This window comes from Kocuria salina (assembly GCF_013368965.1).
Lineage (GTDB): Bacteria > Actinomycetota > Actinomycetes > Actinomycetales > Micrococcaceae > Kocuria > Kocuria rosea.
The window spans coordinates 230,480-254,526 of sequence record NZ_SSSF01000004.1; the positions used below are offsets into that span (position 1 = coordinate 230,480).

Sequence of the window (24,047 nt, forward strand, 5' to 3'; positions counted from 1 at the left end):
AAAGCAGAACCATGGAAGTCTCACTCACCGTCTGGATCGTCACCATCGCGGCCATCGTCGGCCTGCTGCTCTTCGACTACGTGTTCCACGTGCGCAAGGCCCACGAACCGCAGCTCAAGGAAGCCGCGATCTGGTCCGCGATCTACGTGGGCATCGCCCTCCTCTTCGGCCTGTTCGTCCTCGTCGAGTGGGGCGGGCGGTACGCCGGCGAGTACTACGCCGGGTACATCACCGAGAAGGCGCTGTCGGTCGACAACCTCTTCGTCTTCCTCATCATCATCGCCTCCTTCAAGGTCCCGCGCGAGGACCAGCAGAAGGTCCTGCTCTTCGGCATCACGTTCGCCCTGATCGCCCGCACCGCCCTGATCTTCGTGGGCGCCGGGCTCATCAACCAGTTCGCCTGGATCTTCTACCTGTTCGGCCTCATCCTGCTGCTGACGGCCGGCTCCCTGATCAAGGGCGAGCTGTCCGAGTCCGCCCACGACGAGGCGGACAACTTCATCATCCGCACCGCCAAGCGCTTCATGCACACCTCCGACGAGTACGACGGCGACAAGCTGTTCACCATGGAGAACGGCAAGAAGGTCATGACGCCGATGCTGCTCGTGATGGTGGCCATCGGCGGCACCGACGTGCTCTTCGCGCTGGACTCCATCCCCGCGATCTTCGGCCTGACCCAGCAGACCTACCTGGTGTTCACCGCCGTGGCGTTCTCCCTCATGGGCCTGCGCCAGCTCTACTTCCTCATCGACGGTCTCCTGGACCGCCTCATCTACCTCTCCTGGGGCCTGGCGATCATCCTCGGCTTCATCGGCGTCAAGCTCATCCTGCACGCCCTGCACGAGAACAACCTGAGCTTCATCAACAACGGTGAGCACGTGGAGGTCGTCGAGGTCGGCATCAGCCTCTCGCTGACCGTCATCGTGGGGGTGCTGATCATCACCGTCCTGGCCTCCCTCTACAGCCCCAAGGGCCGGGCCCTGCGCGTGCTCAACGGCCTGCAGACCGTCGCCGAGAAGTACGTGACCCTGCCGCAGGACGCCCCCGCCGGGGAGCGCCAGAAGCTGGCGGAGAAGGCCGCGAAGTACCAGCGGCAGATGCCGAAGATCTCCGACAAGCACCGCCAGGAGCTGCTCGAGTCCGAGAAGCAGTTCCACGAGCTCCTGGACCGCGCCCGCGGCAAGCACCGCGAGTTCGAGCGCACCGGGGTGGGCCCGGAGCCGGACGCCGTGCCGGCCCCGGAGGCCGAGGCCCTCTCGGGCGCCCGGGCCGAGACCCAGGAGTCGGCCGGCACCACGACCCCGGACGCCCCCCGCGGCGGCGGCAGCTCCGCCGTCTGAGCCACCCCCTCCCGGTGCCCCGCGCACCGGGAGCAGGAGCCCCCGGCGCGCACCGAGCAGGTGCGCACCGGGGGCTCCGTCGTCGTGGGAGGGACCGCCGGGCGGCCCCGGCTCAGCGGCCCGTCTCGGTGATGGGCCCCACGTTGTCCACGACCACCGCGGGGAAGCCGTCCGCGTCCGAGACCCGCAGGTCGATGCGGGCGTTGATGCCCCAGTCGTGGTGGCCGTCCGGGTCGTCGAAGACCTGCACCACGGTCCAGAACCCCGGCAGGCCCTCGGGCTGCTCATCGATCCGGATCAGCCCCGGCCCCCTCGACTGGGGGTCCGTGTAGATGTCCTCGTGCTCGCCGAAGTACGCGTCCATGGCGTCCGCCCACCGGTCCCGGTCCCAGCCGTGCTCGCCGTCGAGGGCGCCCAGGACCTTGTCCTTCTCGTCCGCGAACAGCTCGACGCGCTGGAACAGCGCGTTGCGCACCATGACCCGGAACGCCCGCGGGTTGGACGTGATCACGGGGGGCTGCTCGTCGATGAGCTCCTCCAGGGAGTCCGCGGAGGTGCCCATGGGGGACTCCTCCCCGGCGGCCAGCTTCTCCCACTCGTCGAGCAGCGAGTTGTCGGTCTGCCTGATGAGCTCGCCCAGCCACTCCACGAGGTCCTCGAGGTCCTCCCGGAGCAGGTCCAGGGGCACGGTCTGGCGCAGCGCCTTGTAGGCGTCGGAGAGGTAGCGCAGCAGGATGCCCTCGGACCGGGCCAGACCGTAGAACTGCACGTAGTCGCCGAACGTCATGGCGCGCTCGTACATGTCCCGCACCACGGACTTGGGCGTCAGCTCGAACTGCGCCACCCACGGGGCGCCGGTGCGGTACGTCTCGAACGCCTGGGTCAGCAGCTCCTCGAGCGGCTTGGCGTAGCTGACGTCCTCGAGCTCCTTCATCCGCTCGTCGTAGTCGAGGCCCTCGGCCTTCATCGACGCCACGGCCTCCCCGCGGGCCTTCTTCTCCTGCATGTTCAGCACCTGGCGGGGCTTCTCCAGGGTCGCCTCGATCACGGAGACGACGTCCAGGGCGTAGCCCGGGTCCTCCCGGTCCAGCAGGGTGAGGGCGGCGAGGGCGAAGGGGGACAGCGGCTGGTTGAGGGCGAAGTTCTCCTGCAGCTCCACGGTCAGCCGCCAGGTGCGGCCCTCCTCGTCGGGCTTCGGGAGCTTCTCGACGACGCCGGCGGCGCGCAGCTCCTTGAGGATGCCGATGGCCTGCTTCAGCAGGGCGCGCTGCCGCGGCCGCGTCTCGTGGTTGTGGGTCAGCAGGTGCCACGCCGCGAGCACCGGGTCCCCGGGGCGCTGCAGGAGGTTGAGCAGCATCGAGTGGGTCACCGTGAAGGACGAGGTCAGCGGTTCCGGATCGGAGGCGACCAGGGTCTCGAACGTCGGCTTCCCCCAGGACACGAAGCCCTGCGGCGGCTTCTTCCGCACCACCTGCCGCAGCTTCTTCTGGTCGTCGCCGAACTTGGCGTGGGCCTTCTTCATGGCCTTGTTGTTCTCGATGACGTGCTCGGGCGCCTGGACCACCACGGTGCCCGCGGTGTCGTAGCCGGCCCGCCCGGCCCGGCCGGCGATCTGGTGGAACTCGCGGGCATTGAGCCGGCGAGTGCGCTCGCCGTCGAACTTGGACAGCGCCGTGATGACCACGGTGCGGATGGGCACGTTGATGCCGACCCCCAGGGTGTCGGTGCCGCAGATGACCTTGAGCAGCCCCGTCTGGGCGAGCTGCTCCACGAGCCGGCGGTACTTGGGCAGCATCCCGGCGTGGTGGACCCCGATTCCGTGGCGGACCAGCCGGTTGAGGGTCTTGCCGAAGCCGGCCGAGAAGCGGAACCCGGCGATGAGCTCGCCGATGCGCTCCTTCTCCTCCTTGGTCAGCACGTTGACGGACATCAGGTTCTGGGCCTGGTCCATGGCCTGCAGCTGGGAGAAGTGCACCACGTAGACCGGGGCCTGGTTGGTGCTCAGCAGCTCCTCGAGGGCCTCGTGGATGGGGTCCTCGGACCAGTAGTGGTGCAACGGGATGGGCCGCTCCGCGGAGGACACCGTCGTGGTCGGGCGGCCCGTGAGCTCCGTGATCCCCTCCTCGAAGCGGGAGACGTCCCCGAGCGTGGCGCTCATGACCAGGAACTGCGCCTGGGGCAGCTCCAGCAGCGGCACCTGCCACGCCCAGCCGCGCTGCGGGTCGGAGTAGAAGTGGAACTCGTCCATCACCACGGGCCCCACGTCCGCGTCCCGGCCCTCGCGCAGGGCGACGTTGGCGAGGATCTCCGCGGTGCAGCAGATGATGGGGGCCGCGGCGTTGACCGCGGAGTCCCCGGTGACCATGCCGACGTTCTCCGCGCCGAAGATCTCCACGAGCGAGAAGAACTTCTCGGACACGAGCGCCTTGATGGGGGCGGTGTAGTACGAGCGCTGCCCGGCGGCGAGACCCGCGTAGTGCGCCGCGACGGCCACCGTGGACTTCCCGGACCCGGTCGGGGTCGCGAGGATCACGTTGGACCCGCTCGCGAACTCGAGCACGGCCTCGTCCTGGGCGGGGTAGAGCTCCATGTCCCGGGAGGCGATCCAGCCGAGGAACCCCTCGTAGACCTCGTCCCCGGACAGGGCGTTGGTGGCGAAGTCGCCGCGGTAGTACGGGTGGCCCGGGGTGCCGAGCTCGGGGGAGAGGGCTTCGAGGAGTTTCATCGTCCTCCACTGTATCGGGACGGCGCGCCCCGGCCCGTGCCGGTTCCGCGCCGCCGGGGCCCGCGCGAGGACGGCGGGGCACTGGCCGGGACGCCCCGGGTCCAGCAGACTGGCCCCATGACGCACGTCACCGACCCGATGCCCTCGGACCTGGAGATAGCCCAGGCCGCCCGGCCCCGCCCCGTGAGCGAGATCGCGGCGGCCGCCGGGATCGCCGCCGACCGCCTGGAGCCCTACGGGCGCTTCGTGGCGAAGGTCGACCCGCGCCCGGACGAGGTGTCCACCCCCGAGGAGGCCGCCGCGCGCAAGCACGCCCGCGGCGTGCGGTACGTGGTGGTCACGTCGCTGACCCCCACGCCGCTCGGCGAGGGGAAGACGGCCACGGCGGTGGGCCTGGCCCAGGGCATGGCCGCCACCGGCCGCTCCGCCGCCCTGACCCTGCGCCAGCCGTCCATGGGGCCGACGTTCGGGATCAAGGGCGGGGCGGCGGGGGCGGGGTACGCCCAGCTGCTGCCGATGGACAAGCTCAACCTGCACCTGACCGGGGACTTCCACGCCGTGACGGCCGCCCACAACCTGCTGGCGGCGATGATCGACAACCACCTGCACCACGGCAACGCCCTGGGCCTGGACGCCCGCTCGATCACGTGGCGGCGGGTCCTCGACGTCAACGACCGGGCGCTGCGCACCGTGGTGGTGGGCCTCGGCGACCACCAGGACGGCGTGCCCCGCCAGACGGGCTTCGACATCACGGCCGCGTCCGAGGTGATGGTGATCCTCTCGCTCGCCACGTCCTTCGCCGACCTGCGCCGCCGCCTGGGCCGGATCGTGGTGGGCGCCAAGCACGACGGCGAGCCGGTCTCCGCCGAGGACCTCAAGGCCGCCGGGTCCATGGCGGTGCTGCTGCAGGACGCCTTCCAGCCGAACCTGCTGCAGACCCTCGAGGCGACCCCGGCGCTGGTCCACGCCGGACCGTTCGGCAACATCGCGACCGGCAACTCCTCCGTGGTCGCCGACTACGTGGCCATGGCCCACGCCGACTACGTCATCACCGAGGCCGGGTTCGGCGCGGACATGGGCCTCGAGCGCCTGGTCAACGTCAAGGCCAGGGCCTCCGGGCTGACCCCGGACGCGGCGGTGCTCGTGACCACGGTGCGGGCGCTGAAGACCCACTCCGGCCGCTACACCGTGCGCCCGGGCAGGGCGCTGCCGGCGGAGATGCTCCAGGAGAACCCCGAGGACGTGGAGGCGGGGGCGGCGAACCTGCTCCACCACCTGGCGATCGCCCGGTCCTTCGGGATCTCCCCGGTCGTGGCGATCAACGCGTTCCCCGGGGACCACCCCTCGGAGCACGAGGCGATCCGCCGGATCGCCCGGGCGACCGGGGCGGAGGTGGCCGTGTGCACGGCGGTGTCCGAGGGCGGCGCCGGGGCGGCCGAGCTCGCCGACGCCGTGGCGGCCGCGTGCGAGCGCCCGGCCGGGTACACCCCGACCTACGGGCTCACCGAGTCCCTCGAGGACAAGCTCACCGCGGTCGCCACCCGCGTCTACGGCGCGGACGGCCTCGAGATCACCCCGGCCGCGGAGCACCAGCTGGCCCGCTACGAGGAGCTCGGCTACGGGGGGCTGCCGGTCGTCATCGCCAAGACCCACCTGTCCACCACCGCGGACCCGGCCCGCAAGGGAGCGCCCACCGGGTGGTCCCTGCCCGTCCGGGAGCTGCGCGCCGCCGTGGGCGCCGGGTACCTCTACGCAATCTGCGGGACGATGCGCACCATGCCGGGACTGGGCACCTCCCCGGCGGCCGAGCGGATCGGGATCGACGACGACGGGCGCGTGACCGGCCTCTTCTGAGGTCCGTCCCTCCGGGACCCGCCTCGTCCGGGACCCGCCCCGTCCGAGCCCTGCCTCGTCCCGGACCTGGACTCGCCGGCTCACGGGCGGGGCAGCAGCTCCTCGCCGGGGCCGTGCCGCCGCAGCATGCCCTCGGCGGGCGCCCACCACAGGACGGCCGCCCAGGCGTAGGCGGCCCCGGCCACGGCCGCCAGGTCGGTCCACAGCGACCCGGGACCGCCGGCCCAGGACCACAGCACCCAGGACGCGGCGCCGCCGACGGCCGCCGCGGCCGGCACGACGGCGAGGGCCCAGGCGGGCCGCACCCACCCGGCCAGCAGCAGGACGCCGACCGCCAGCAGCGCCAGGGCCAGCGCGGCGGCCCGCGCTCCGGCGCCGTCCGGCACGAGGCCCGGGAGGCCGGTCAGGGCCGCCACGGCCCAGACCGCCACCGCGGCCGGCACCACGAGGACCGCCCGCCCGATCTCGTCCAGGCCCTCGCGGCTCGGCACGCGCAGCGCGAGCACCGCGCTCAGGCGTTCCAGTGCGAGCACGCCGAGCACCAGCAGCAGGACCGCGGCCGCGCGCCCGGACGGCACGGCCGCCCCGAGCGGGAGCAGCAGGGACAGGGCGGCCGCACCCGCGAGGGCGGACCGCCGCAGCGCGCCGCCGCGGGCGGCGCCGACCTCCGCGGCAGTGACCGCCGGGACGGCCGATCCCGCAGGCTCCCCGGAGGCGGCCCCGGTGCGAGGAGGCGGCCGCTCCCCGGCGGCGTCCCGGACGGCCGACCACCTCCGCAGCGCGCGCCGCCCCGTCCGCAGGAGGGACAGCACGAGCGCCGCGGCGACCGCCGCGAGCAGGGCGGCACCGGGCCAGGACCACGCCCGTGCCTCCGCGGCGACCGGGCCCGCGGCCGGCCACAGCCCGGCCGTCAGCGCCACGGCGGCCAGGGCGGCGCGCACCGGGGTCACCACCGCGGGCACGAGCACGAGCAGGGGCTGGAGCACCAGCAGCACGACCTCCCAGACGGGGCGGGGCAGGTCCGGGGTGCCCGCCAGGGCCCGCCCCAGCACGCGCACCCCGCGCGAGGCCAGCGAGAGGCGGTGCCCCGGGGCCAGCCGGTCCAGCCCGTCGGCGCTCGCGCCGACCACCGCCCGGCCGCGGGCGGGACAGCCGTGCCCGGCGTCGCGCAGCAGGGCGTCCTGCAGGCCGGCGACGACGGGGTCGACCGTCGGGCTGTCCCCGGCCGGGGAACCGCTCGGCGCGCCGGGCGGGGCCGTCGGGGGCGTCGAGGGTGTCGGGGGAGACGCCGGAGCGGCCGCCGGCAGCCCGCGCAGGAATCCGGCGACCCCGGCCGCCGCGTCGAGGCGTCCCCACCACCAGTCGTGGGCCCGCCAGTCCGCGGCCAGGAACCCCCGGAAGTTCAGCAGTCCCGCACCGGCCAGCTTGGCGCCCGCCGGCATCCGCTCCTCGGCGTCCGTGAGCAGGCGGGCGAGCTCCCGGGGATCCGCCCCCGGCGTGTCGAGGGCCTGCTGGAGGCGGTCACGGACCAGCGCCGCCCGGAGCGCGGGGAACGCGTCCGGCGCCGCGGGGGCCTGGTCGCCGCGGATCTCCCCGTAGGCCACAGGGGACACCGCGGCGGGGATCCCTGCGGCGGCCAGGAGCGGGGGCAGGTCCGCCGCGCCCGGCGCCCTCTCCCCGGCGGGGATCCTGGACCAGGGTGACGCCTCCCAGACCGCGCGGCGGGCCGCCCGGCCGGGGACGTCGGCGTCCAGGTGCTCGTCCACCGCGGCGCGCAGTCCCCGGAGCCCGTCCACGACCGCGTCGAGCTCGGCCCAGGAGGCGTCCGCCGGCCGGTGCCCCGCGCCGGCCGCGCAGAGCCAGGGGTCCACGGCCCCGGTGGGATCGGCCGCCGGGTCCGCGACGGCGGCCAGTACGGCGTGGAAGCGCCGGTCGCGCTCGTGGCGGGCGCGCGCCAGCACCCGGTAGGCGCGCTCGCGGGCGAGGGACCGGTCGAATCCCCCGGGCGGTCCGGCCGGCCCGTCGAGGCCCAGCTCCTCCAGCACGCGCACCCAGGACAGCACGCAGGCGGCGGCGTCGAACAGGGCCTGTGCCCCGCGCAGCACCGCGGCGGCGGCGGGGTCCTCCAGCGGGCCCCGGGAGAGGGCGTCGTAGCGCCGGAGCAGCTCCGCCCGCAGCGGGTCGAGCGCACGGGGCGGCCGGGCCCGCAGGGCGTCGCGCCGGGCCAGGGTCGAGGTGAGCTGCCACTGCGCCGGGCGGGTCAGGAGGCGGGACAGCAGGTCGGCGTCGGTCCGGGCCCGGTAGCGCAGGTAGGCCCGGCGCCGCTCCTCGAGGGAGGCCTCGTCCCAGCCCCCGATCAGCGCCGCGAGCGGGTGCAGGCGGCCGCCGGCCACGAGCTGGGCGTCCAGGTAGTCGGACAGGGCCAGGACCTCGTCGTCGTCCGACTCCCGCCGCGGCAGCCGGGAGACCGTGGCGGCGAGCGTGCCCACGAGCCGCGGCAGGTCGCGCACGAAGGGCACGGCACGCTCGCGGTGGGGCGGGTCCGGGTCGAGGTACAGCAGGGCCCGGTCGGCGTGCCGCAGGGACGTCCTGGTGCGCGCGGCCTCCAGGGCCCGGTCGATGGGGATGTTGTCGAACACCCCGCCGTCGACCACGTGGTAGGGCAGTTCCGCGGGGTCGCGGTGGGCGCCGAACGCGTGGCTCAGATCCGGGCGCCCGGCCGCCGGGCCCGGGGCGCCCCGCGGGCCCGGGGTCGGGGCGGACCACACCGAGGCCGGCTCGAAGGCGCCGGGGAAGGAGGACGTCGCCCGGGCGGCGTAGGCCAGCCGGGACAGCGCGGCCGCGGCCTGCGCGGGGGCCGTGTCCCGCCCCGGGATGTCGTTGTCCAGGGACGGACCGGGGGAGCCCGGCTCCGGGGAGGAGAAGTGGAAGTCGCTGCGCCCCTCCGCCGACGCGCTGTAGGGCGAGGGGTCGCTGTCCAGGACCGTCGCGGAGAGCTCGACCGTGACGTGCTCGGCCACCAGGTCCGGGTGGTGCTCCGGGCTGCCCCGGAGCGCCAGGAGCGCCTCCAGCAGCCGTGGCCACAGGTAGTCGTCGCCGCGCAGCAGGGAGTCCACGGGGTGCCGTCCGAGCGGGCGCAGCAGCCGGCCGAGGGCGCCGTGCTCCGCCCAGATCCGGCCGAGGGCGTCCAGGTCGGAGCCCGCGCGCTGGGCCACGGCGTGCACCACGCCGTTGAGCCCGCCGGCGCTGGCCCCGGCGAGGAGGTCGATGTCCACCCTGTCGTAGCCGGCGTCCGCGAGCAGCCGCGCGTACACCGCCGCCCGCTCCTCGAGCACCGGGTCCGGGGTCTCGGCGGGGTGCAGGAGGTAGGCGTGCAGCGCCCCGCGGCGGTCCCGGTGGATCCGGATCCGGCGCAGCAGGTCCAGCTCGGCCACCGCGCCGCCGATCCACACGGCGAGGCTCACGCCGCCGCGCATGGCGAGGGCGAGGCGGAGGGTGCGGCCGAACGCCGGCGCCTGCCCGGCCGTCGCCCCGGCCAGCCCCCGGGACGGCGGCAGGACGATCAGCGGCAGGCCCGAGGGCTCACTCGACAAGGGCCGCGAACGCCCGCACCGGCCCGGGCCGGCGGGTCAGGTCGTGCCGGAGGTCCTCGAGCGCCCCCCGCCGCTCGTGGCCGTCGTCGAGCAGCTCGGCCACGGCGTCCCGCACCTCGGCGGCCGACAGGGCGTTGGGGTCGAGCACCGTCCCGAGCCCCGCCGCCTCGAGGGCCGCCGCCCCGGCGAACTGGTCCGTGGACATCGGCAGCAGCAGCAGGGGCACCCCGGCGGTGAGCGCCTCGGTCACGCTGTTGTTCCCGCCGTGGGAGACCGCGACGCTCGCGCGGCGCAGCAGGGTGACCTGCGGCAGGGTTCCGCGCACGAGCCAGGACTCCGGGACCGGGCCCAGCTCGGCGGGCCGGGTCGCCCCGGCCGCGAGGGCGACCCGCACGTCCAGGCCGCGGAGGGCCTCCGCGACCCGGGCGAGCACGTCCCCGCGCACGGACAGGAAGCTGCCGAGGCTGATGTAGACGATCGGGCGGTCCGAGCAGGCCAGCCACGCGGCCACCTCGGGGTCCTCGGCCTCCTCCCGGACGGCCGAGCCCAGAAACGTGTGCTCGGGCAGCGCCCGGGTCCGGTGCTCGTCGTGGAGCTCGCCCGGGTAGTTGAGCAGGAGGTCGTCGCCGGTCTCCGCGAAGGCGTCGGCGCTCGCCGGGGTGCCGGAGGCGATCTGCTGCAGGGCCTCGTTCCACTGCTCCGTGAACTCGTCCCGCACGGAGGAGCACAGCCGGTGCAGCGCCTCCAGCTCGGCCGGGGACGGGCGCAGCCGGCCGGGCCAGGCGGGCGGGTGCCCGTAGACCTCGTCGGCCACCGTCAGGGCCGAGGGGTGGCCCAGGACCACGTCGGCGTGCCGGATCCCGGAGCCGGTCAGGGCCAGACGCGCCGCGAAGGCGAGGTGGTCCACGACCACCTGGTCCGGCCGGACGCGGTCCACCACGTCCTGGACCCGCCGGGCGGTGCCGAGCGGGTCCCAGAGCAGGTCGTCGCGCCGGGCCCGGGCCTGGAAGGCCAGGGTCTCCGCGGGGCCGCGGCGGGTGGCGGCGAAGAACCCGCGCAGGGCGTCGTCCTCCCCGGGGGGCTGCTCCTCGGCCCGGATGACCCCGGGGTTGGAGCCGCGGCCCAGCGGCAGGATCTCGACCTCGAAGCCGAAGCCCCGGGCGATGGCGGCGGTCGCCGGACCGGTGGCCACGACCACCCGCTCCCCGGCGTCCCGCCACGCGGTGGCCAGGGTCGCGAGGGGGAACAGGTGGGAGGCGTAGTCCGGGCTGATCACGAGCAGGGTCACGGGGTGGGGCTCCTGTCGGCCGTGTGCGCCACGGCGTCGTCGTAGACGGAGGTGAGGGCGGTCGCCATCCCCTCGATGCTGAAGCGGTCGCGGACCATGGCGCGGGCCGCGTCGGCGGTGCGCTCCGCGTCGGGGCGCGCCGCCAGGTCGAGGGCCCGGGCCACGGCCCGGGCCAGCGCGGCGGGGTCGCCGGTGTCGACGAGGACGCCGGTGACGCCGTCGGCCACGAAGGTGGCCGGCCCGCCGGCGTCGGGCGCCACGACCGGCAGCCCGGTGGCGAGGGCCTCGACCAGCGCCACGCCGAACTCCTCCTTGAGGCTCGCGCAGACGTAGACGCCGGCGGGGGAGGACAGGCCCGGCCGGCCCCGGCGCACCGCGGCGAGCCAGGCGGCCACGGTGGCGTGGGGACGGTGGCCGGCCAGAAGCAGGCCGGCGGTGGCGGCCTCGGCTCGGGGGAGGGCGGCGTCGATCCGGGTGAGTTGCTCGCGCTCGTCGGCGGAGGGGGAGACGAGGTCCCCGCCCACGACGAGGAGGTTGCAGCGGTCCCGCAGCCCGGCGTCCCGGGCCCAGGCCTCGACGAGCGTGGCCGTGCCCTTCACCCGGTGCAGGCGGCCCACCGTGACCACGAGCGGCAGTCCGCGCCGGGCGGCGGGCAGGGCCGCGAGCACGGTGTCGAGCTCCGCGAGGTGCGGTCCGGCGCCGGTGCGCACCTGCGCGGCGGCACGGTCCACGGCGCCCAGGTCGATGCCCTCCGGCACCACCGTGCACCGCCCGGGCTCGTCCAGGTCCACGTCGAGCAGCGCGCGGGCGTCCCGGGCCACGTCCGGGCGGGGGAAGAGCACCAGGTGCTCCGCCCGCGCCGCGAGGTCGGCGAGCAGGCGCACGCGGAACCACAGGTGCTCCACACGGTCGGCCGCGCCGAAGCCGGCCCGGGTCAGGGTGCCGGCGCGCTCGCGGGCGGCGACGAGCGCGTGCGGATCGGGGGCCATCGTGAGCACCCACGGGATGCCGAGCTCCGCGGCCACCGCCGCGGCCGCCATCGAGCCGACGTCGGCCATGCGCAGGTGCAGCACGTCCACGGGGCCGGCCCGGCGCAGCACGCGCCGCAGCCCCCGTTCCGCGGCCACCCGCCGCGGCCAGGCGTCCGCCATGTGCACCGGGGGTCCGGTGAAGGGGACGACACCGAAGACGTGCCCCGCCCCGGCTGGACGGGCCGTCGCCGCCCGCGCCTCGTCGTGGGTGCCGCGGGACACCGTGAGCACCCGGGCGACGCCGCCGGGGCCGTCCGGGGCGCTGAGGGCGTCGCCCAGCTGGGCGAGCAGCGTGGCGATCCCGCCGTTGTCCCCCCGCCCGGAGAAGGTGAGGTCCCGGTCGATCTCCGCGTGCAGGAACGGCTGCAGGACCGTGAGCCCGTCCCCGCTGGAGGCCGGGGCGGGACCGGCCGCGGCGTGGAGGTCGGCGAGGGCGAGCCGGGCCACGGCGGCCAGTGGCCCGTCCACGTCGGCGCAGGCCCCGGCGAGGTCCGCCAAGTCGGCCATGGACTCGGCGCCGGTCTGGCCGCGGTCGACCAGGGCCTCGAGGGCGGCCCCGCGGACGTCCTGGTCCTCGCCGGGACTGCCGGCCAGGGCGCGGAGGCGCGCGGCGGGCCCGGCCCCGGGGACGAGCCCCAGGGTCTCGGTGAGCCGTGCGCGGGGACCGGAATTGACGGTTCCCGCGAGCGCGTGCTCGAGGGCAGTCCCGACCGTGTCCGGTGCCGCCGGGGCCCAGGCCTGCAGGGTGCGCTGGGCCAGCATGCCGGGGAAGCCGCCGCCGGTCACGAGGTCGGCGAGCGGGGCGACGGCGCGGGGGAGGGGGGCCCGGTCGGCGAGGGCCCCCGCGGTGTGCTCCCGCAGCCACGGCTCGTCGTCGAGGAGCGCTGTGAGCAGGTCGTCCGCATGGGGCCCGGGCACGGAGGCCAGGGCGTGTACGGCGGCGATCGCCGCGACGTGGTCGTCGCGCCGGCGGATCTCCTCCGCGAGCACGGGCAACGCCCGGGCGGGATCCTCCCGGGTCGCCTGCAGCAGGTCGTCGGCGCGGCGGATGCCGTCGAGGATCGAGGGGGCGCGGCGGACGGCCTCGAGGGCCTCGTGCGTCGCCGCGCCGGTGCGCTCTGCGCTCGTTGACGGGGCGCGGGGCGCGGCGAAGGTCATGGGCCTCACCGTAGCCGAGGCCCGGTCCCGCGCACAGCGGGTCGGGGGGATTCTCAGGCTCCTGGGAGCCGGCGCGCCGCCCGCGCGTCGGCACGGCGGCAGAGCAGGGCGAACAGGGCGCCCGAGAGGTTGTGCCAGACCGAGAACACCGCGGCGGGCAGGGCGGCGAGGGGGTTCATGTACTGGGCGGCGAGCCCGGCGGCCAGCCCGGAGTTCTGCATGCCCACCTCCACGGCGGTGGTGCGGCGCACGGCGATCGGCTGCCGCGTCACTGCCCCCACGAGGTGGCCGAGCACCAGGCCCAGGACGTTGTGCAGGGCCACGGCCGCGAGCACGAGCAGGCCCGCCTCCACGATCCGGTCGGCGCTGCCCGAGACGACGATGGCCACGATCAGGGCGATGGCCGCCACCGACACCCACGGCAGGGCGGGCAGGGCGCGCTCGACCAGACGGGGCGCGAGCAGTCGCACGGCGAGGCCCGCGACGACGGGCAGGAGGACGATCTTGGTGATCGACCACGCCATGGCCCCACCGTCCACCGGCAGGTACTGCCCGGCCAGCCACAGGGTGAGCAGCGGGGTCAGCAGCGGTGCGAGCAGCGTGGAGATCGAGGTCATGGCGACGGACAGGGCCACGTCGCCGCGGGCGAGGTAGGCGACCACGTTGGAGGCCGTCCCGCCGGGCGCGCAGCCCACCAGGATCACGCCCGCGGCGAGCTCCGGCGGCAGCCGCAGCAGGAACACCACGAGCAGGGCCACGAGCGGCATGATCACATACTGGGCCCCGACGCCGAGCAGTACCGGCAGCGGCCGCTTCGCCACGAGCGCGAAGTCCACGGGCCGCAGGGTCAGGCCCATGCCGAACATGACCACGCCCAGCAACGGGTTGATCCACCCGGACAGTCCGCTCACGGCGCCGGGGGCGAGGAAGCCCACGAGCCCGCCCGCGAGGACGAGCACGGGGAAGAGCAGGACGGCGGTGTAGGCGCCGCGGTCGGGCGCGGCGGTGACGGCCGCCGCGGGCCCGGGGCCTACCACCCGCGGGCCCGCCACTCCTCGAGGTGCGGGCGCTCCGCCCCCAGCGTGGTCGGCTTCCCGTGGCCGGGGTGGACCACGGTGTCGTCCTCGAAGCGCTCGAAGACGCGCTCGGTGACGTCGTCCATCAGCTGCCGGAAGTCCTCGGGGCTGTTCGTCCTGCCCACACCGCCGGGGAAGAGGGAGTCGCCGGAGAAGATGTGCGCCGGGCCCTGCGGGTCGCGGTAGACCAGGGCGATCGAGCCGGGGGTGTGCCCGCGCAGGCCGATGACCTCCAGGTCGAAGCCGTCGAACTCCGCCGTGTCGCCGTCCTCGAAGGTCAGGTCCATGGGCACGGCGATGTCGGACTCGTCGTCGGCGCCGCACGCCGTCATGGCCTCGGAGCGGGAGCGGACCTCCTCCAGGGCGCGGACGTGGTCCCAGTGCGAGTGGGTGGTGATGATGAGCTGGAGATTGCCGTAGGCCTGCGAGCAGTCGCCGTTGCCGGCGCCCACGAGACCGGCGATGGCCCGGGCGTCGTCGGCCGCGTCGATGAGGACCTGCGTGCCCTCGTCCTTGGAGGTGAGGAGATAGACGTTGTTGTCCATCTCGCTCACGGAGATCCGGCGAATCGTGACCTCGGAGAGGTCGGTGACCTCCGTCTTCGTTGCGATCATGAGGACGAAGGTACTCCCGACTCCTGGCACTGGCCAATCGCGGGAGCGCCGGGGCGCCGGGCGGTGTGTCCGACGGCACGGGCGCCGGGGTTGGCTTCCCCACACCGTCCGGATAAAGTTGCGTGAGGCAACAAAACATCAAGGCATCCGGTGGCACCACGCCCGCGTCGTCGTCGACGCGGGACCCCGCGAGGAGCGGGGAGTGCGGACCGGGTGCCCCTTCGTCGTTGTCGCCCCGAACATCCCCGATCCCGGAGGAGCCTCCGTTGCCCGTCTCCCACGACACCGCCGTGGAGCTGGTGCGCGACCTGCTCGAGCTGCAGCGCGTCATGAAGCGCGTGACCAAGACCGACGCCGGCCCGCGCCGGCTCAACCCCACGGCGATCGCCCTGCTCTACTACCTCGACGGCAACGGGCCCCGCCGGGCCACCGTGATGGCCGCCGAGACCGGTCTCGGGCCCTCCGGGCTGAGCCGCCAGCTGGCCGTCCTCGAGGAGGAGGGCCACGTGGAGCGCACCCCCGACCCCGACGACGGGCGCGCCGCGCTGGTCGCCATCACGGATCGGGGCCGGGAGCACGTCCGGGCCGTGCTCGAGCAGGACGCCCAGCGTCTCGCCGCGCGGCTCGAGGGCTGGGACGAGGAGCAGGCCCGCACCAGCCGCGGGGCCATCAACGAGATCACCACCGTCTTCCTGGACTCCCTCGGCGTGGAGCGCACCACGTCCTGCCGGGACCAGCCGGACCGGGACCACACGGACCGAGAGCACGCAGACCGAGAGCACGAGGAGCAGACCGCACCATGACGTCACAGCAACCGACCACCGCACCGGGCGGGGGGACCGGCGCCTCCCACCAGGAGGTCATGCGGGCGCTCACGGGGATCCTCTCGGTGTTCTTCATGGCGATGGTCACCCTCACGATCATCGGCACGGCCCTGCCCGTGATCATGGCCGACCTCGGCGGGGACCAGACGTCCTTGTCCTGGACGGTCACCGGCACCCTCCTCGCCAACGCCGCGACCACGCCCGTCTGGGGCAAGCTCGCCGACCTCTTCGACAAGAAGAAGCTGCTGCAGCTGTCCATCGTGATCTTCGTGCTCGGCTCGGCCATGGCCGGGCTGGCGCCGACCATCGAGTTCCTCATCCTGGCCCGCGTGGTCCAGGGCGTGGCCATGGGCGGGATCATGGCCCTGGCCATGACCATTATGGGCACGATCATCCCGCCCCGGGAGCGCGGCCGCTACGCCGGCTACATGGGCGCCGTCATGGCCGTGGCCACCTCCGCCGGCCCGCTGCTCGGCGGGCTCATCGTGGACCTCTTCGGCTGGCGCTGGGTGTTCCTCATCCCCGCCCCGCTGGCGGTCCTGGCGGCCGTGCTCGTCCACCGCACCCTGCACATCCCGCCGCAGGCGCCCCGGAAGGTGAGCATCGACTGGCTCGGCATCGCGCTGCTGATCGTCTCGGCCTCCGCGCTGCTGCTGTGGGTGTCCCTGGCCGGGCAGCCGGGCATGTTCGAGTGGGTCTCGGCGACCTCCGCGGCCCTCGTGGCCACCGCGCTCGTGGGCTCCGTGCTGTTCGTGCTCGTGGAGCAGCGCGCCGCCGAGCCGGTGCTGCCCATCCGCGTGGTCACCGAGCGCACCACCGCGCTGGCCATCCTCGCGGCCATCGCCACCGGCGCGGCCATGTTCGCCTCGACCACCTACCTCGGCCAGTACTTCCAGCTGGGCCAGGGCTTCAGCCCCACCATGGCCGGGATGCTCATGCTCCCGCAGGTGTTCGGCTCCCTCGTGGGCGCCACGGTCGCCGGGCAGCTGATCACCCGCTACGGGCGGTGGAAGATCATCCTGGTGGTCGCCGCCGTGCTGATGTCCACGGGCCTGTTCCTCGCCGCCACGCTCACGCACGACACCGCCCTGTGGGCCGTGAGCGTCTTCATCTTCCTCGTGGGCCTGGGCATCGGCGCTCTGAACCAGAACCTGGTCCTGGCGGTGCAGAACACCGTGGGGCTCAAGGACATGGGCGCGGCGTCCTCCTCGGTCGCGTTCTTCCGCACCATGGGCGGCGCCGTGGCGGTCGCCGTGTTCGGCGCCCTCATGAGCTCCCACCTGGCCCGGCAGCTCGCCGAGAGCACCCGGGCCCGCGGCGGGGACCCCGCCGCGGTGGACAGCTCCACGATGGACCTGGAGTCGCTGCCCGCCTCCGTCGAGGGCGTGGTGCGCGAGGCCTACGGCACGGGCACCGGTCTCGTCTTCCTGGTCGCCGCCGTCGCGTCCCTCGTGACCCTGCTCGCGGTGCTCCTCATCAAGGAGGTCCCGCTGCGCCGCACCGTGGACATCGTGGAGGTGGACCCCGCCACGGGCCGGCTGAAGGTCGTCACCCGCACCCTCGACGCCCGCGAGGTCCGCCGCCGGCAGCAGGAGGCCGCGGCCGGCCCGCACGCCGAGGAGACCGGTCCGGGCGCGGACGGCGCCGCCGGCGGAGCGGCCCGGGACCGGGTCCGCGAGGACACCTCCACCGGCCCCGTGGACCGGGTGTGAACCCGCCCACGGACCCGGCCCCGATGTCCGGGCCCGGTACTAGAGTGGAGGGCGTGTCTGAGCCGATCCCCACGTCCACCCTGGTCCTGAACCCGTCGACCGATTCCTCCGAAGCCCTCGACGGGCCGGTGACCGCCACCGGCGCCCGGAGCGCCCGCCGGTCCGACCTCACCGAGATCGTGGTGCAGGGCGCGCGCGAGCACAACCTCGACAACGTCTCGCTGACCGTGCCGCGGGACGCCATGGTCGTGTTCACGGGGCTCTCCGGCTCCGGGAAGTCGTCGCTGGCCTTCGACACGATCTTCGCCGAGGGCCAGCGCCGCTACGTCGAGTCCCTGTCCTCCTACGCCCGGATGTTCCTGGGCCGGGTGGACAAGCCGGACGTCGACTTCATCGAGGGCCTGTCCCCGGCGGTGTCCATCGACCAGAAGTCCACCTCCCGCAACCCGCGCTCCACCGTGGGCACGATCACCGAGATCTACGACTACATGCGCCTGCTGTGGGCGCGTGTCGGCCACCCGCACTGCCCCGAGTGCGGCGAGGCGATCAAGAAGCAGACCCCGCAGCAGATCGTGGACCAGCTCCTCGAGATGCCGGAGACGACCCGCTTCCAGGTGCTCGCGCCCGTGGTGCGCGAGCGCAAGGGCGAGTTCGTGGACCTCTTCCAGGAGCTCTCCGCGAAGGGCTTCTCCCGCGCCACCGTGGACGGCGAGACGGTCCAGCTCTCGGACCCGCCCAAGCTCAAGAAGCAGTACAAGCACACGATCGAGGTGGTCGTGGACCGGCTCGTGGTCAAGGAGGGCATCCGCCAGCGCCTGACCGACTCCGTCGAGACGGCGCTGGGCCTCGCCGAGGGGCGCGTCGTCGTCGAGCTCGTGCCCCGCTCGGACGAGGAGATCGCCCACCCGCTGGAGCTGCGCCGCCCGTTCTCCGAGAACCTCGCCTGCCCCAACGAGCACCCCCTGCAGGCCGACGAGATCGAGCCCCGCTCCTTCTCCTTCAACGCCCCGTTCGGCGCGTGCCCGGAGTGCGACGGCATCGGCTCGCGGCTCGAGGTCGACGAGGAGCTCGTGGTCCCCAACCCGGACCTCTCCCTCGTGGAGGGCGCGATCGCCCCGTGGTCGCTCGGCAAGGCCACGAGCGAGTACTGGAACCGCCTGCTCGCCGGCCTGGGCCAGGAGCTCGGCTTCGACCTGGTCACCCCGTGGGGGAAGCTGCCCGCCAAGGCGCGCAAGGCGATCCTCGAGGGCAAGGACTACCAGGTCACCGTGGCCTACCGGAACCGGTTCGGCCGGGAGCGCCGCTACACCCAGGGCTTCGAGGGCGTGATCGGCTACATCAAGCGCAAGCACGCGGAGACGGAGTCGGACAACGCCAAGGACCGCTACGAGCAGTACATGCGCCAGGTGGCGTGCCCGGCCTGCGACGGCGCCCGGCTGAACCCGACCATGCTCGCCGTGACCGTGGGCGGGAAGAACATCGCCGAGACCACCCGCATGCCCATGCGGGACGCCCACGCGTTCTTCCGGGACCTGGAGCTCAGCACCCGCGAGACGAAGATCGGCGAGCAGGTGCTCAAGGAGATCCAGGCGCGCCTGACGTTCCTCGTGGACGTGGGCCTGGACTACCTCAACCTGGAGCGCGCCGCCGCGACGCTGTCCGGCGGCGAGGCCCAGCGCATCCGCCTGGCCACCCAGATCGGGGCCGGGCTCGTGGGCGTGCTCTACGTCCTGGACGAGCCCTCGATCGGCCTGCACCAGCGGGACAACCGCCGGCTCATCGGGACCCTCACCAAGCTGCGGGACATGGGCAACACCCTGATTGTCGTCGAGCACGACGAGGACACCATCCGCGAGGCCGACTGGATCGTGGACGTCGGCCCCGGCGCCGGCGAGCGCGGCGGGCGCGTGGTGCACTCCGGGACCTACGCGGAGCTCCTCGCCAACGAGGAGTCCATCACGGCCGACTACCTCTCCGGCCGCCGGGCCATCCGGGTGCCCGCGCAGCGCCGGGCGATCGACCGCAAGCGGATGCTCAAGGTGGTGGGCGCGCGGGAGAACAACCTGCGCGGCATCGACGTCTCCTTCCCGCTCGGGGTGCTGACCGCGGTGACCGGGGTGTCCGGGTCCGGGAAGTCCACGCTGGTCAACGACATCCTCTACACGGCGCTGGCCAACAAGCTCAACGGGGCCAAGCAGGTCCCCGGCCGGCACAAGCGGATCGACGGTGTGGACCAGCTCGACAAGGTGGTGCACGTGGACCAGAGCCCGATCGGGCGGACCCCGCGCTCCAACCCCGCCACGTACACGGGCGTGTTCGACCACATCCGCAAGCTCTTCGCCGAGACCCCGGAGGCGAAGGTGCGCGGCTACCAGGCCGGCCGGTTCTCCTTCAACGTCAAGGGCGGGCGCTGCGAGGCGTGCTCGGGCGACGGCACGATCAAGATCGAGATGAACTTCCTGCCGGACGTCTACGTCCCGTGCGAGGTGTGCAAGGGCGCCCGGTACAACCGGGAGACCCTCGAGGTGCACTACAAGGGCAAGACCATCGCCGAGGTCCTGGAGATGCCCATCGAGGAGGCCGCCGAGTTCTTCAAGGCGTTCGGCCCGATCGCCCGGCACCTCAACACCCTCGTGGACGTCGGCCTCGGCTACGTCCGCCTGGGCCAGCCCGCCACGACCCTGTCCGGCGGTGAGGCCCAGCGCGTGAAGCTCGGCGCGGAGCTGCAGAAGCGCTCCAACGGCCGCTCCATCTACGTGCTGGACGAGCCCACCACCGGCCTGCACTTCGAGGACATCCGCAAGCTGCTGCTCGTGCTGCAGGGGCTCGTGGACAAGGGCAACACGGTGATGACCATCGAGCACAACCTGGACGTCATCAAGTCCGCCGACTGGATCGTGGACCTCGGCCCGGACGGCGGCTCCGGCGGCGGGCAGGTCGTGGCCGAGGGCACCCCCGAGCAGGTGGCCCGGAACACGAACAGCCACACCGGCCGGTTCCTGGCGGAGGTGCTCGCCGAGCGCCCCGTCCCGGCGGGGGCCGCCCGATGACCGCCCCCGTGGTGCTCTGGGACCTCGACGGCACCCTCCTGGACCCTGCCGGGGCGATCACCGGCGGCATCGCGCGGGCCCTGGCCGAGCACGGCCACGCCGTGCCCGAGGACCTGCGCCGGTTCGTGGGCCCGCCCGTGGGCTTCTCCCTGCGGACCTTCACCGACGTCCCGGAGGAGGACATCCCGGCGGTGGTCGCCACCTACCGGGCCCGCTACCGCACCGAGGGGCTCGCGCAGACCCGGGTCTACCCGGGGGTGGAGGAGCTCCTGGAGCGCCTGCACGGGGCCGGCGTGCGGATGGCCGTGGCCACCCAGAAGCCCGAGCCCACCGCCGTGCTCGCCGTCGAGCGGTTCGGGCTCTCCCGGTGGTTCGAGACCGTCTCGGGGGCCGCCGACGACGCCGCGGCCGCCCCGCGCGACGGACTGGCCCACGACAAGCCCGCGATCATCGCCGAGGCCCTGCGCCGGCTCGGCGTGGCCGCCCCGGACCCCGCGCGCACGGTGATGATCGGGGACCGCCGCTACGACGCCGAGGGCGCGCTCGCCCACGGGATCGACTGCCTGGGCGTCGCCTGGGGCTTCGCCGACGAGGACGAGCTGGGGACCGGCTTCGCCGCCGTGGCCCGGGACGCCGCCGAGCTCGGGGAGCTCCTGGCCCGGTACACCGCCCCGGCCCCGACCGGCAGCTGAGGGGACCGGACCGTGGCCGATCCGGAGAGCTACCGCCCCGCCCGCCAGGACATCCCGACCGCCCCGGGGGTCTACCGCTTCCGCGACGAGTACGGGCGCGTGGTCTACGTGGGCAAGGCCAAGAACCTGCGCAACCGGCTGAGCTCCTACTTCGCGCCCCCGCACGCCCTGAGCCCCAAGACCCGCGCCATGGTCACCACCGCGGCCGGGGTCGAGTGGACCGTGGTGGGCAGCGAGCTGGAGTCCCTGCAGCTCGAGTACACGTGGATCAAGGAGTTCAAGCCCCGGTTCAACATCGCCTATCGGGACGACAAGTCCTACCCCTACCTCGCCGTCACGATGGCCGAGTCCGTGCCGCGGGCCCAGGTGGTCCGGGGGGAGAAGAAGAAGGGCAACCGCTACTTCGGCCCCTACTCCCAGGCCTGGGCGATCCGCGAGACCCTCGACGCCCTGCTGCGGGTGTTCCCCGTGCGCACCTGCTCGAAGGGCGTCTACCGGCGCGCCGAGCAGTCCGGGCGCCCGTGCCTGCTGGGCTACATCGACAAGTGCTCCGCCCCGTGCGTGGGGCGGATCTCCGAGGAGGACCACTACGCCCTCGCGGAGGACCTGTGCCGGTTCATGGCCGGGCACGCGACCCCGTTCATCAAGGAGCTGCAGCGGCAGATGCAGGAGGCCGCCGCGGCCATGGACTTCGAGACCGCGGCCGCGCGCCGGGACGACATCGCCGCCCTGGAGAAGGCCTTCGAGCGCAACGCCGTGGTGCTCTCCGACAGCACCGACGCCGACTTCTTCGCGCTCGCCGAGGACGAGCTGGAGGCCGCCGTCCAGGTCTTCCACGTCCGGGGCGGCCGGATCCGCGGCCAGCGCGGCTGGGTCACCGAGAAGGTCGAGGAGGCCGACGGCGGACGCCTGCTGGAGCAGCTGCTCGAGCAGGTCTACGGCGACACCGCCGCGGACGCCGCCGAGAGCGCCCACGCCGCCGCGCCCCCGTCCTCGGGCGGATCGAAGCACCGGCCCTCCGCGGAGCTCGCCTACCGGGAGGACGCCATCCCGCGCACCGTGCTGCTCTCCGAGCCCGCCGACAGCACCGACCGGCTCGAGGAGTGGCTCTCGGGGCTGCGCGGATCGCGCGTGACGATCGCCGTGCCGCAGCGCGGGGAGAAGGCGCACCTGATGGAGACGGTGCAGGAGAACGCCCGGCAGGCACTGAAGCTGCACAAGTCCCGGCGGGCCGGCGACATCACCACCCGCTCCGCGTCCCTGCAGGAGCTGCAGGAGGCCCTCGACATCCCCGTGCCGCTGATGCGCATCGAGTGCTACGACATCTCGCACGTGCAGGGGACCAACGTCGTCGCCTCCATGGTCGTCTTCGAGGACGGGCTGCCCAAGAAGTCGGACTACCGGAAGTTCTCGGTCACCGGCGAGGCCGCCCGGGACGACACCGCGTCCATGCACGACGTCATCTCCCGGCGCTTCCGCCGCCACCTCGAGGAGCAGGCCGAGCGGGAGGCCGCCGGGCCGCGCACCGGGCAGGTGGACGCGGGGGCCGAGGCCCCCGAGCGGGCGCGGTTCGCGTATCCGCCCAGCCTGGTGGTGGTCGACGGCGGGCCCCCGCAGGTCGCCGCCGCCGCCCGGGCGCTGCGCGAGCTCGGGATCGACGACGTCCACGTGGTCGGCCTGGCCAAGCGGCTCGAGGAGGTCTGGGTGCCGGACGACGAGTTCCCCGTGATCCTGCCGCGCGCGAGCCAGGGCCTCTACCTGCTCCAGCGGATCCGCGACGAGGCCCACCGCTTCGCCATCACCTTCCACCGCAAGAAGCGCTCCTCCGCCATGACGGTCTCCGTGCTCGACGAGCTGCCCGGGGTGGGCCCCGCCAAGCAGAAGGCCCTGCTCAAGCACTTCGGCTCCGTCAAGAAGCTCCGGGCGGCCCGGGTCGAGGAGCTGGAGCAGGTCCCCGGCTTCGGGCGGACCCTCGCCGAGAAGGTGGCCGCCGCGCTGCAGGCCTCCGACGACACCACCGCCCCGGCGGTCAACATGACCACCGGTGAGGTGTTGTCCTGAGCCCGGGCGCGCCGCCGGGGTCACGGCGGGGCCCCGCCGACTTCGTTAGGCTGGGGCGGGACCACGGGCGCAGGCCACCACGACGGGAGACGGAGCGGACATGAGCGAGCACACCGCCGGAGCGGACGTCGGGACGGCGGACGGGACCGACCACGCGAAACCGACCAGCTCGGAGCTGCTCGTCGTGACGGGCATGTCCGGGGCCGGGCGCAGCACGGCCGCGAACGCCCTCGAGGACCTCGGCTGGTACGTGGTCGACAACCTGCCGCCGCAGATGCTGCACACCCTCGCCGACCTCGTCTCCCGGACCCCGCAGGCCCTGCCCAAGCTGGCGGTCGTCATCGACGTGCGCGGCAAGGCCCTGTTCAGCGACATGAAGGAGACGCTGGCCGCCCTCGAGGCGTCCGACGTCGACTTCTCGGTGCTCTTCCTGGACGCCGCCGACGAGGTCCTGGTCTCCCGCTACGAGCACCAGCGCCGGCCCCACCCGCTGCAGGCCGGCGGCCGGATCCTCGACGGGATCCGCGCCGAGCGCGCCCTGCTGACGGACCTGCGGGAATCGGCCGACGTGGTCCTGGACACCTCCGCGTTCAACGTGCACGCCCTGTCCCGGGCCGTGGCCGACCTGTTCTCCACGAACGGGCCCGTGGTCCTGCGCCTGACCGTGCTCAGCTTCGGCTTCAAGTACGGGGTCCCCGCGGACGCCAACTACGTGGCCGACGTCCGGTTCATCCCCAACCCGCACTGGGTCCCGTCGCTGCGCCCGCGCACCGGCAAGGACGACGAGGTCCGGGACTACGTCTTCCAGGACGACGGCCCCCGGCAGTTCGTGGACCGGTTCGTCGCCATGCTCGAACCCGTCTTCGCGGGATACCGTACGGAGAACAAGCACTACGCCACCATCGCGATCGGCTGCACGGGCGGGAAACACCGCTCCGTGGCCGTGAGCGAGGAGGTGGCCCGCAGGCTCGCCAAGCTGCCGCTCGTGACGGTCAACATCCAGCACCGGGACATGGGCCGGGAGTGACC

Annotated in this window: 14 protein-coding genes; 8 read left to right on the forward strand and 6 right to left on the reverse strand. The window is 74.0% G+C overall.

What is annotated here, in order from left to right:
- Nucleotides 1–11: 11 nt before the first annotated feature.
- A complete protein-coding gene (locus tag E7Z53_RS10185) occupies nucleotides 12–1,340 on the forward strand; it encodes a TerC family protein (RefSeq protein ID WP_176337697.1) in 1,329 nt (442 codons plus the stop codon).
- A gap of 112 nt (nucleotides 1,341–1,452) precedes the next feature.
- On the opposite strand, the gene E7Z53_RS10190 is transcribed toward E7Z53_RS10185, so the two are convergent.
- Entirely contained in the window at nucleotides 1,453–4,065 is a 2,613-nt protein-coding gene (locus tag E7Z53_RS10190) for a DEAD/DEAH box helicase (RefSeq protein WP_176337698.1), read from the reverse strand.
- 117 nt (nucleotides 4,066–4,182) lie between these two features.
- Between E7Z53_RS10190 and E7Z53_RS10195 the strand changes: the two genes are divergently transcribed.
- Entirely contained in the window at nucleotides 4,183–5,919 is a 1,737-nt protein-coding gene (locus tag E7Z53_RS10195) for a formate--tetrahydrofolate ligase (RefSeq protein ID WP_176337699.1), read from the forward strand.
- Nucleotides 5,920–5,999: 80 nt separating this feature from the next.
- Here the strand turns inward: E7Z53_RS10195 and E7Z53_RS20640 are convergent, their stop codons facing one another.
- Genes E7Z53_RS20640 through E7Z53_RS10220 form a run of 5 tightly spaced genes read right to left on the reverse strand, consistent with a single transcriptional unit; the run spans nucleotide 6,000 to nucleotide 14,679 of the window.
- Entirely contained in the window at nucleotides 6,000–9,512 is a 3,513-nt protein-coding gene (locus E7Z53_RS20640) for a DUF3376 domain-containing protein (RefSeq protein WP_176337700.1), read from the reverse strand.
- Entirely contained in the window at nucleotides 9,502–10,800 is a 1,299-nt protein-coding gene (locus E7Z53_RS10205) for a glycosyltransferase (RefSeq protein ID WP_176337701.1), read from the reverse strand. Before E7Z53_RS10205 ends, E7Z53_RS20640 begins: the two co-directional genes overlap by 11 nt.
- A complete protein-coding gene (locus E7Z53_RS10210) occupies nucleotides 10,797–12,989 on the reverse strand; it encodes a glycosyltransferase (RefSeq protein WP_176337702.1) in 2,193 nt (730 codons plus the stop codon). The genes E7Z53_RS10205 and E7Z53_RS10210 overlap by 4 nt, the downstream gene beginning before the upstream one ends.
- A gap of 53 nt (nucleotides 12,990–13,042) precedes the next feature.
- The gene (locus E7Z53_RS10215) at nucleotides 13,043–14,026 is read right to left on the reverse strand and encodes a bile acid:sodium symporter family protein (RefSeq protein ID WP_272026869.1); all 984 of its coding nucleotides are present in this window, start codon (nucleotides 14,024–14,026) and stop codon (nucleotides 13,043–13,045) included.
- A complete protein-coding gene (locus E7Z53_RS10220) occupies nucleotides 14,020–14,679 on the reverse strand; it encodes an MBL fold metallo-hydrolase (RefSeq protein ID WP_035923979.1) in 660 nt (219 codons plus the stop codon). The genes E7Z53_RS10215 and E7Z53_RS10220 overlap by 7 nt, the downstream gene beginning before the upstream one ends.
- Nucleotides 14,680–14,945: 266 nt before the next feature.
- Between E7Z53_RS10220 and E7Z53_RS10225 the strand changes: the two genes are divergently transcribed.
- The 6 genes from E7Z53_RS10225 (at nucleotide 14,946) to rapZ (ending at nucleotide 24,045) form a co-directional block, all read left to right on the forward strand.
- The gene (locus E7Z53_RS10225; protein WP_176337704.1) at nucleotides 14,946–15,482 is read left to right on the forward strand and encodes a MarR family winged helix-turn-helix transcriptional regulator; all 537 of its coding nucleotides are present in this window, start codon (nucleotides 14,946–14,948) and stop codon (nucleotides 15,480–15,482) included.
- Nucleotides 15,479–17,215 carry an MDR family MFS transporter gene (locus tag E7Z53_RS10230; protein ID WP_176337705.1) on the forward strand — a complete coding sequence of 579 codons (1,737 nt, stop codon included), beginning with the start codon at nucleotides 15,479–15,481 and terminating at the stop codon, nucleotides 17,213–17,215. The genes E7Z53_RS10225 and E7Z53_RS10230 overlap by 4 nt, the downstream gene beginning before the upstream one ends.
- 44 nt (nucleotides 17,216–17,259) lie before the next feature.
- Nucleotides 17,260–20,265 carry an excinuclease ABC subunit UvrA gene (gene uvrA, locus E7Z53_RS10235; RefSeq protein WP_272026895.1) on the forward strand — a complete coding sequence of 1,002 codons (3,006 nt, stop codon included), beginning with the start codon at nucleotides 17,260–17,262 and terminating at the stop codon, nucleotides 20,263–20,265.
- Entirely contained in the window at nucleotides 20,262–20,957 is a 696-nt protein-coding gene (locus E7Z53_RS10240) for an HAD hydrolase-like protein (protein ID WP_035923978.1), read from the forward strand. The genes uvrA and E7Z53_RS10240 overlap by 4 nt, the downstream gene beginning before the upstream one ends.
- Nucleotides 20,958–20,969: 12 nt before the next feature.
- Nucleotides 20,970–23,018 (forward strand): excinuclease ABC subunit UvrC, encoded by a 2,049-nt coding sequence (gene uvrC, locus E7Z53_RS10245; protein ID WP_109268933.1) that lies wholly within the window; start codon nucleotides 20,970–20,972, stop codon nucleotides 23,016–23,018.
- A 100-nt stretch (nucleotides 23,019–23,118) separates the two neighbouring features.
- Nucleotides 23,119–24,045: an RNase adapter RapZ gene (rapZ, locus tag E7Z53_RS10250; RefSeq protein WP_095651779.1), complete on the forward strand. Its 927-nt coding sequence runs from the start codon at nucleotides 23,119–23,121 to the stop codon at nucleotides 24,043–24,045.
- Nucleotides 24,046–24,047: the final 2 nt, after the last annotated feature.

Coding starts and splice junctions, on each gene's coding strand:
- E7Z53_RS10195 (WP_176337699.1), top strand. CDS start 4,183: ATGACGCACGTCACCGACCCGATGCCCTCGGACCTGGAGATAGCCCAG.
- E7Z53_RS10230 (WP_176337705.1), top strand. CDS start 15,479: ATGACGTCACAGCAACCGACCACCGCACCGGGCGGGGGGACCGGCGCC.
- E7Z53_RS10210 (WP_176337702.1), bottom strand. CDS start 12,989: ATGACCTTCGCCGCGCCCCGCGCCCCGTCAACGAGCGCAGAGCGCACC.
- E7Z53_RS10220 (WP_035923979.1), bottom strand. CDS start 14,679: ATGATCGCAACGAAGACGGAGGTCACCGACCTCTCCGAGGTCACGATT.
- E7Z53_RS10185 (WP_176337697.1), top strand. CDS start 12: ATGGAAGTCTCACTCACCGTCTGGATCGTCACCATCGCGGCCATCGTC.
- rapZ (WP_095651779.1), top strand. CDS start 23,119: ATGAGCGAGCACACCGCCGGAGCGGACGTCGGGACGGCGGACGGGACC.
- E7Z53_RS10240 (WP_035923978.1), top strand. CDS start 20,262: ATGACCGCCCCCGTGGTGCTCTGGGACCTCGACGGCACCCTCCTGGAC.
- E7Z53_RS10190 (WP_176337698.1), bottom strand. CDS start 4,065: ATGAAACTCCTCGAAGCCCTCTCCCCCGAGCTCGGCACCCCGGGCCAC.